A 7,699-nucleotide genomic window follows, 5' to 3' on the forward strand; every position below is an offset into this window, starting at 1 on the left:
CTATGAAAAGCCATTGTGTCTTTCCGGGTAGGAAACTATTCGCAAACAGTTTCCTACCGCTATGAAAAGCCATTGTGTCATACCGAATAGGAAACCCTTCGCAAATAGTTTCCTGTCGCTGTGAACTGCCATTGCGTCATGCCGGACAGGAAACCCTTCGCAAACAGTTTCCTACCGCCATGAAAAGCCATTGTGTCTTGCCGGGTAGGAAACTATTCGCAAACAGTTTCCTGTTGAGATGAACCGCCATCGTGTCATATCGGATAGGAAACTTTTCGCAAACAGTTTCCTGTTGCTGTGTAAAGCAGCAGTGTCATGCCGAATAGGAAACTATTCGCAAACAGTTTCCTACCGCTATGAAAAGCCATTGTGTCATGCCGCAGCGTGCCTGTCAGGCAGAAAAAAACTGCGAAAGGCTGAGCTTTCGCAGTTTTTATAGCTCTTATTCTCCGAATACCGGCGGCAGAGGGTTGTCGTCAGAGGGCATGGGCGGCAGCGGGGAGTCGCTGCTGTCTGTTTCTTCCTTCTTCGGTTCCTCTCCGGGAGCATAAATGGAGTGATATTTGAAGAGGTTTTCCACCTGGGTATGGTTGATGGTTTCTACTTCCATCAGCGCCTTGGCCATGGCGTGGAGCACAGGCAGATTGTCTGTCAGTGTCTGCATGGTGTCATTATAGGCTTCATCCAGGTATTTGTGCATTTCTTCGTCGATAATGGTAGCCACGGTTTCGCCGTAGTTTCTTTCGGATCCCAGCTGTTTGCCCAGGAAGATCTGCTCCTGGTGTTCACCGAAAATCATGGGGCCCAGACGGTCGCTCATGCCCCATTCCATAATCATCTTGCGGAGGATGCCGGTTACCTGCTGCAGGTCGCCGGAAGCACCGCTGGAGATTTCGTTGAAAATAATCTTTTCAGCGCACCTGCCGCCAAGAGCCACACGGATCTGGGCCAGAAGGTGGGATTTGGTAATGAAGGACCGTTCTTCATGGGGAAGCATCATGGTATAGCCGCCAGCCTGTCCGCGGGGGATGATGGTGACCTTATGTACCGGGTCTGCATCCTTCAGCAGGGTAGCCATGATGGCATGGCCTGATTCATGGTAGGCGGTGAGTTTTCTTTCTTCATCGCTCACTCTGTGGCTCTTTCTTTCAGGGCCATAGGAAACCTTTTCAGAAGCTTCTTCCAGGTCGGACATGGAAATGGTCTTCCTGTTGTCCCTTGCTGCCAGAAGGGCTGCTTCATTCAGCATGTTGGCCAGGTCGGCGCCGGTAAAGCCCGGCACTTTCTTGGCAATGGTGGGCAGGTCCACATCCGGTTCCAGGGGCTTGTTTCTTGCATGGACACGGAGGATGGCGATACGTCCGCGAAGGTCAGGACGGCCTACCACCACACGCCGGTCAAAACGGCCGGGGCGGAGCAGTGCCGGATCCAGAATATCCGGACGGTTGGTTGCTGCCAGGGTAATGATGCCTTCATTGGAACCGAAACCGTCCATTTCAACCAGGAGCTGGTTCAGTGTCTGTTCCCGTTCGTCATGACCGCCGCCCAGTCCGCTTCCGCGCTGACGGCCTACGGCATCGATTTCATCGATAAACACAATACAGGGAGCATTCTTCTTTGCCTGGGCAAAGAGATCGCGCACGCGGGATGCGCCTACGCCTACGAACATTTCCACAAAGTCGGAGCCGGAGATGGAGAAGAAAGGAACCTTCGCTTCCCCTGCCACTGCCTTGGCCAGAAGGGCCTTGCCGGTGCCTGGAGGTCCGACCAGAAGGACGCCCTTCGGGATTTTAGCGCCGATAGCCGTATAGCGGCCTGGATTTTTCAGGAAGTCCACCACTTCGGACAGCTCTTCCTTGGCTTCATCTTCACCGGCCACATCGTTGAAGTTCACGTGAACCTGGCCTTCGCCGGTCATTTTAGCTCTGGACTTGCCAAAGCTCATGACCCGTCCGCCGCCGCCCTGGGTCTGGTTCATCATCCAGAACCATACGGCAATGAGGATTACAATGGGGAGCAGATTGGACAGAAGGCTCATCCACCATGCCGGCTGTTCCGGCGGTTTGGCGGTAATGGTCACATTGCCGTCATTCAGCTTGTTCAGAAGCTGGGTGTCATTGTCCGGAATGTAAGTGGCAAATTCAGTGCCGTCTTTCATTTTTCCGGTAACTGCGTTATTTGTCATCACAACGGACGAAACATTCTTCTTTTCCACCTGGGAAATAAAATCGCTGTAGGTGATTTCCGAATGCTTTTCCTGGGGATGAACGAATGTATTGAATATGGACACTGCGATGATAATCAGAAGCACGTAGAGTGCCACATTCTTAATAAATTTATTCAATATATTCCTCCTTCTCATGATCTGTGCAATAAAAGCCCATTTGACCGGTTGTGGAAGCGCTGATTCAGCCCTGTGAATGAATCAGTGCTTTCCTGGCCACCCCGCTGACCAAGTGACAAGTAAATTGAGACTTTTAAATCAGTAATTAATTCTACCATTTTTAGGAAATTTAAGCAACAGGATTGTTTATAATCCTGTGCCAATTCCGGTCATCTGCATGAACCGGTATCCGGTCAGAAGAGTACCAAAGGCTGCCCCTATATGATTAAGCCTTTGTATACACCCGGCTGTCCAGCACGCAGACATCCGGAAGATTTCTGTATTTTTCCGCATAGTCGCAGCCGTAGCCTACGATAAATTCATCGGGAATATCAAAGCCCACGTATTTTACGTCCACTTCCTTTTCCCGTCTTTCCTTCTTGTTGAGGCAGATGGCCAGTTCCACGGAAGCAGCTCCTCTCTGTTTCAGAAGGGGCACCAGGGCGCTCATGGTAATGCCTGTATCAATGATATCTTCCACCACAATCACATGCTTGCCGCGGATGTCCCGGTCCAGGTCTTTTTTAATATTCACATGGCCGGAGGAAACGGTGCTGTTGCCATAGCTGGATACGCACATGGTGTCCAGGGTAACCGGCAGATCAATGGATCGCATCAGGTCGCAGAGGAAGGGCATGGCTCCCTTCAGGATGCCTACCAGCACTACTTCTTTCCCTTCATAGTCCCTGGTGATTTCTTCGCCCAGTTCTTTGACTCTTTTTTCAATCTGTTCTTTGGTAATCAGTACGGTTTTGATATCTTTTCCCAGGTTTTTCATGTTTTTGATTCAATCTCCTTATCCTTTAAGGTGAGTGTCAGAAGGAGAAATGACTTTGTCTCCTCCGTCACCCGGCACAACCGGCTTCCCCTGAGGAAAGCGGTCCAGTAAATATGGTTTTCATCAGCCGCCACAGGCCATAACCGGCGAAGAAGCGCAGGAATTCCCTTTTCCTGGAGAATAGAGAACACCCTCTTCTTTCCCGTCATGCCCGAAGGCTCCATGAAGTCTTCTTTTTCCGCCATCCGCAGGGTAAGAGCCCCTACGCCGTCAGCATCCAGAAGATACTGATTTCGGCCTGTTTCCACCGGATGCAGCAGTTTTTCCACTGTCAGCACCCATGGGCCTGCCGTCAGCTTCTCCACATGGTTATCTTTTATTATACCAGTTTCTCTGTTTACAAGCTTTTCTTTTTCTATATTTTTATAAAAAAAGGAGAGCAGCTCTCCTTCATTAATAGAGCCATTTCTGGAATTTCCCGGGAAGAAACAGAGCCAGGATCCTTCCATTTCCAGCATGGCGCCGGATGAGGAGGTCTTCTGCCCCTCTTTTCCCTGCTCCGCCAGGAGCTTCATCCGCTCCACGCCCTCTGCATCAGGGCTGCGGTGCGCCGTTTCCATTACCGCCCGGCGGATGATTCTTCGCTTCATGGCCGGATGGAGATCATTCCATCTCGTCCTTGGAAAAATAAGAAGGGTGCCTTCCCTTTTGAAATGAACTGCTTCCTTTTCCACCTCTTTTTCCATAAAATCTTCTTCATCGCCGAAAACAGCCGCCTCTCTGGAAAGGGTGGACACCAGATTCGGATTGAAGGGAAGAAGCCGGGGCATAAGCTCCAGCCTGATTTTATTTCTGGTGGCATCGGGAATATCATTGGTCTCATCATGGCAGGGAGTGACAGGGAAAGAAGAAAGGAAATCGGCGATTTCCTTTCTTGTGACAGCAAGAAAAGGCCGGATGAAGATGTCCCTTCGGGGCTGTATGCCCGCCATGCCTTTTGGACCGCTCCCGCGAAGCAGATGGAAGAGAATGGTTTCCGCCTGGTCATTTTCATGATGGGCCAGAGCGATTTTGCTGCACTTTCCTTCTTCTGCTGCTTCTTTAAGCGCCTTGAAACGAAGAATGCGGGCCACCGTTTCCACAGAGCCCCGATTTTCCCTTCTCGCCGCCGGAACATCTACGTCCTTCCGGATAAAGGGGATATGAAAACGGCGGCATACTTTCCTTACGTACTCCGTTTCCCCTTCCGCCGCTTCCCGGAGATGATGGTTCACACAGCAGCAGCTCACATGAATGCCTTCCGCCTCTTCGATTTCCTTTAGAAAAAGGAGAAGTCCCAGAGAGTCCGGACCGCCGGATACGGCAGCCAGAACGGAATCTCCTCTGGCCCACAAGCCATGGCTGCGGGCAAAGGTCAGCACTTTTCCCTGAAATGATTTCTTATTCATGACTCTTTAGCCGGTTTCAGCACATCCGCATCCAGAAGGCCCTCGGACAGATCCCTGTCGCTCACAATGATTTCCGGCAGGGCAAAGTATTCCATAAGAGCATCCAGAATGGCCACGCCTGCCACGATAATATCCGCCCGTTCCGGCATGAGTCCCGTCAAATGGCATTTATCGTCATAGGACATGGCACACAGCTTCTTCAGCATGCGGTTTACATCATCCTGGTGAATGACAAAGTCCTGCACTTTGGCAGAATCATACACTTCCAGCTCCTGCAGCATGGCTGCCATGGAAGTCACCGTGCCGCCTACGCCGATCCACCGTTTCACATTCTTTACGGACTGCATGAGTTCCGTATGGCGGAAAAGATCAAAGCAGTGCTTTTTCAGTTCCGCTACACCCCGGGGCGTAGTGGTATCGAACTGCTTGGAGCAGCGCACGCAGCCCAGGCGGAAGCTGTGACGCATACCGATGTCGGTGCCGAAGCCCATGCAGATTTCCGTGGAGCCGCCGCCGATGTCCACCACCGACGTCACCACGCTGGACGTGCCTGCCGCACCGATATAGCTGTAATAGGCCTCTTCCTTGCCTGTCAGAATCCTCACGGGAATGCCCACGGCACTGGTTACCTCATCGGAAAAAGCAGGTCCGTTGGCAGCATCCCGCATGATGGAGGTGCCGTAGGCAAATATTTCATCCGCCCCTTCAAGACGGGCAGAAGCAGCAAATTCCTCGATAGCCTTCAGAGTCCTTTCCTGCGGACCCTTGCCGATATAGGCCTTATCCGTCATTCCTTCACCGAGCCGGGTGCTGCGGAGATCCTTTTTCAGAATCTTCCACTCCTCCTTTTCATCTTTTTCTGCAATCAAAAGACGAACCGAATTAGTCCCGATATCGATAATCGCACGCATCATATGCCCCCTGTAAAAAAATAAGGGAGCATGAGGAAAGCACTGATTAATTCATAAATTCTGCCTTTACGAATAAAAGCAGTAAGCGATTTAATCAGTGCTTCCCTGTCTGCCCCCTTCAAATCCAAATCAGTCAGAACGCCTTGCGCCCCGTCCGCCTCTCTTGGACTCCACATTTCTCTTCAGATCAAGAAGTCTTTCGTCGCTGTCCTTCAGGAAACGGCTGAGCTTATCCTCAAAAGAAGCGGGTACTTCTTTCTTCGCCGAGCGGAATCCGCCGGAGAAAGAGCGGTTATACTGTGGTCTTTCAGAGCGGAAGGATTCGCCTTCTCCCTCTTCCTGGCGGCGTTCGAAAGGACGATGTCCCTCACGGCCGTGGAAATCGTTTCTGTCATGGAAATCACGGCGTCCCTGGCGGTCATGGTGGAAACGGTCCTGTTTCTTTTCCTCTTTCCCGGAAGCAGGCTGGGCCTGTTTGATGGACAGGGCAATCTTGCCTCTCTCATCAATGGTAATAACCTTCACCTTTACCTTATCTTTTACCTTAAGATAATCATTCACATCACTTACATATTCGTTAGCCACTTCGGAAATGTGAACCAGACCTACCTTATTATCCGGCAGTTCCACGAATGCGCCAAACTTTGCGATACCGGTAATGGTACCTTCTACGATATTGCCGACTTCTAAAGCCATGAGAAAAAAATACATCCTCCCTGAAAAACCTAAATAGAAATATTACTCTGATTATACGAGATTTCCCAAGGAATAGCAATAGGAATAATAAGGGAAAAAAAGCCCCTCCCATGGCAGGAAGAGGCCTTTTCTTCACCTTTCTATAACTTCAAAATGACGGTCTTCCTTCCTCTTCTTCCCGTCCAGCGGCGAATGACCCACTGCCACCGCCAGAATAGGAGAAACCCCTTCCGGCAGGTGAAGCATTTTCAGATAATCCGCATCCCTTCCAAGAAGACGGATGAAGCCGAAAAGGATGATGGAAGAAAGGCCCAGATCCGCCGCCTTCAGATGAATATGCTCGGCAATAATGCCTGCATCAAAGCCCTCCAGATTCTCCATCACATCCTTCGTGCGGCAGATGAGGATGAGAAGCGGGGCTTCATAAATCATATGGGGCTTTCCCGCCTTCTCTCCGCCCTCCGTGCTGATACGCCGGAGCACTTCCTTATCCCTTACTACCACCAGGGCATAGCCTTTGTCATTATGATGCCCCACCGATGACTCTTCCGCTGCATGGACAAGGGCTTTGATTTCCTCTTCAGAAACCGGCTCATCGGTATAAGAACGGACAGACTTTCTCAAAGACAGTACTTCATCAAATTCCATCATGTACCTCCTATTTTTCACCAATGCGGAATACAGGAATCCGGGGCGTAAACCGCCTTACCCGCTGGGGCAGGGGCGTATGTCCCACTGCCACCGCCATGGCAGGCTTCAGGCCTTCCGGAAGATGGAGGGCCTGGAAATACTTCCCGTACCCTTCCGCCTTGTTCAGGGTACGGATAAAACTGTAAATGCAGATGGAGCCAAGGCCCAGGTCCACCGCCTTCAGATGCATGTTCTCCGCCATAATGCCTGCATTGAGCTTAATGGAATCCTCCCTGGCCTCGGGAGTATTCATAATGAGAAGCAGCAGCGGCGCTCCATAAATAGGATTTCCCCTGCCCGACAGGGCCTGGTTTTCTTCGGTGAGAAGATCCAGCACCTTCTTATCCGTAATGGCGGCAATGGCATAATTTTTGAAATCAAAATGGCCCACCGGCACCTTCTCCCCTGCCGTTACAATCTTCTCAATATCCTCTTCGGACACCGGCTCATCCGTATACCGGCGCACCGAACTCCTCACATCAAGCACATGATCAAATTCCATGACATGACTCCTTTCTGTTTCTACCTGATATTCTGTTTCTACCTGATACCTTTGTGTTTCATCTCGACAGGAAACTTTTCGCAAATAGTTTCCTATTCGGCTTGGCACCTTTGTGTTTCATCTCAACGGGAAACTTTTGCGAATAGTTTCCTGTTCGGCTTGACGCCCTTGCGTTTCGTCTCGACGGGAAACTTTTGCGAATAGTTTCCTGTTCGGCTTGGCACCTTTGTGTTTCGTCTCGACAGGAAACTTTTGCGAATAGTTTCCTATTCGGCTTGGCGCCTTCGCCTT

At 50.8% G+C, this 7,699-nt stretch carries 7 protein-coding genes; all 7 read right to left on the reverse strand.

Features of this window, described 5'->3' with window-relative positions:
- Positions 1-442: 442 nt before the first annotated feature.
- Complete coding sequence (gene ftsH / locus Q0482_RS01155; protein ID WP_299142358.1) at positions 443-2,344, reverse strand: ATP-dependent zinc metalloprotease FtsH; 1,902 nt, start codon at positions 2,342-2,344, stop codon at positions 443-445.
- 265 nt (positions 2,345-2,609) lie between these two features.
- Positions 2,610-3,161: a hypoxanthine phosphoribosyltransferase gene (gene hpt / locus Q0482_RS01160; RefSeq protein ID WP_291056241.1), complete on the reverse strand. Its 552-nt coding sequence runs from the start codon at positions 3,159-3,161 to the stop codon at positions 2,610-2,612.
- The gene (gene tilS / locus Q0482_RS01165) at positions 3,158-4,609 is read right to left on the reverse strand and encodes a tRNA lysidine(34) synthetase TilS (protein ID WP_299142362.1); all 1,452 of its coding nucleotides are present in this window, start codon (positions 4,607-4,609) and stop codon (positions 3,158-3,160) included. Before tilS ends, hpt begins: the two co-directional genes overlap by 4 nt.
- Entirely contained in the window at positions 4,606-5,523 is a 918-nt protein-coding gene (locus Q0482_RS01170; RefSeq protein ID WP_299142364.1) for a Ppx/GppA phosphatase family protein, read from the reverse strand. Before Q0482_RS01170 ends, tilS begins: the two co-directional genes overlap by 4 nt.
- A gap of 126 nt (positions 5,524-5,649) precedes the next feature.
- Positions 5,650-6,216, reverse strand: coding sequence for a S1 RNA-binding domain-containing protein (locus tag Q0482_RS01175; protein ID WP_299142367.1), 567 nt, complete (start codon positions 6,214-6,216; stop codon positions 5,650-5,652).
- 132 nt (positions 6,217-6,348) lie between these two features.
- Positions 6,349-6,867: a nitroreductase family protein gene (locus Q0482_RS01180; protein ID WP_299142369.1), complete on the reverse strand. Its 519-nt coding sequence runs from the start codon at positions 6,865-6,867 to the stop codon at positions 6,349-6,351.
- 7 nt (positions 6,868-6,874) lie between these two features.
- Positions 6,875-7,408, reverse strand: coding sequence for a nitroreductase family protein (locus Q0482_RS01185; protein WP_299142371.1), 534 nt, complete (start codon positions 7,406-7,408; stop codon positions 6,875-6,877).
- Between the last annotated feature and the right edge of the window lie 291 nt (positions 7,409-7,699).

This window comes from uncultured Dialister sp., assembly GCF_937959425.1.
Classification (GTDB): domain Bacteria; phylum Bacillota; class Negativicutes; order Veillonellales; family Dialisteraceae; genus Dialister.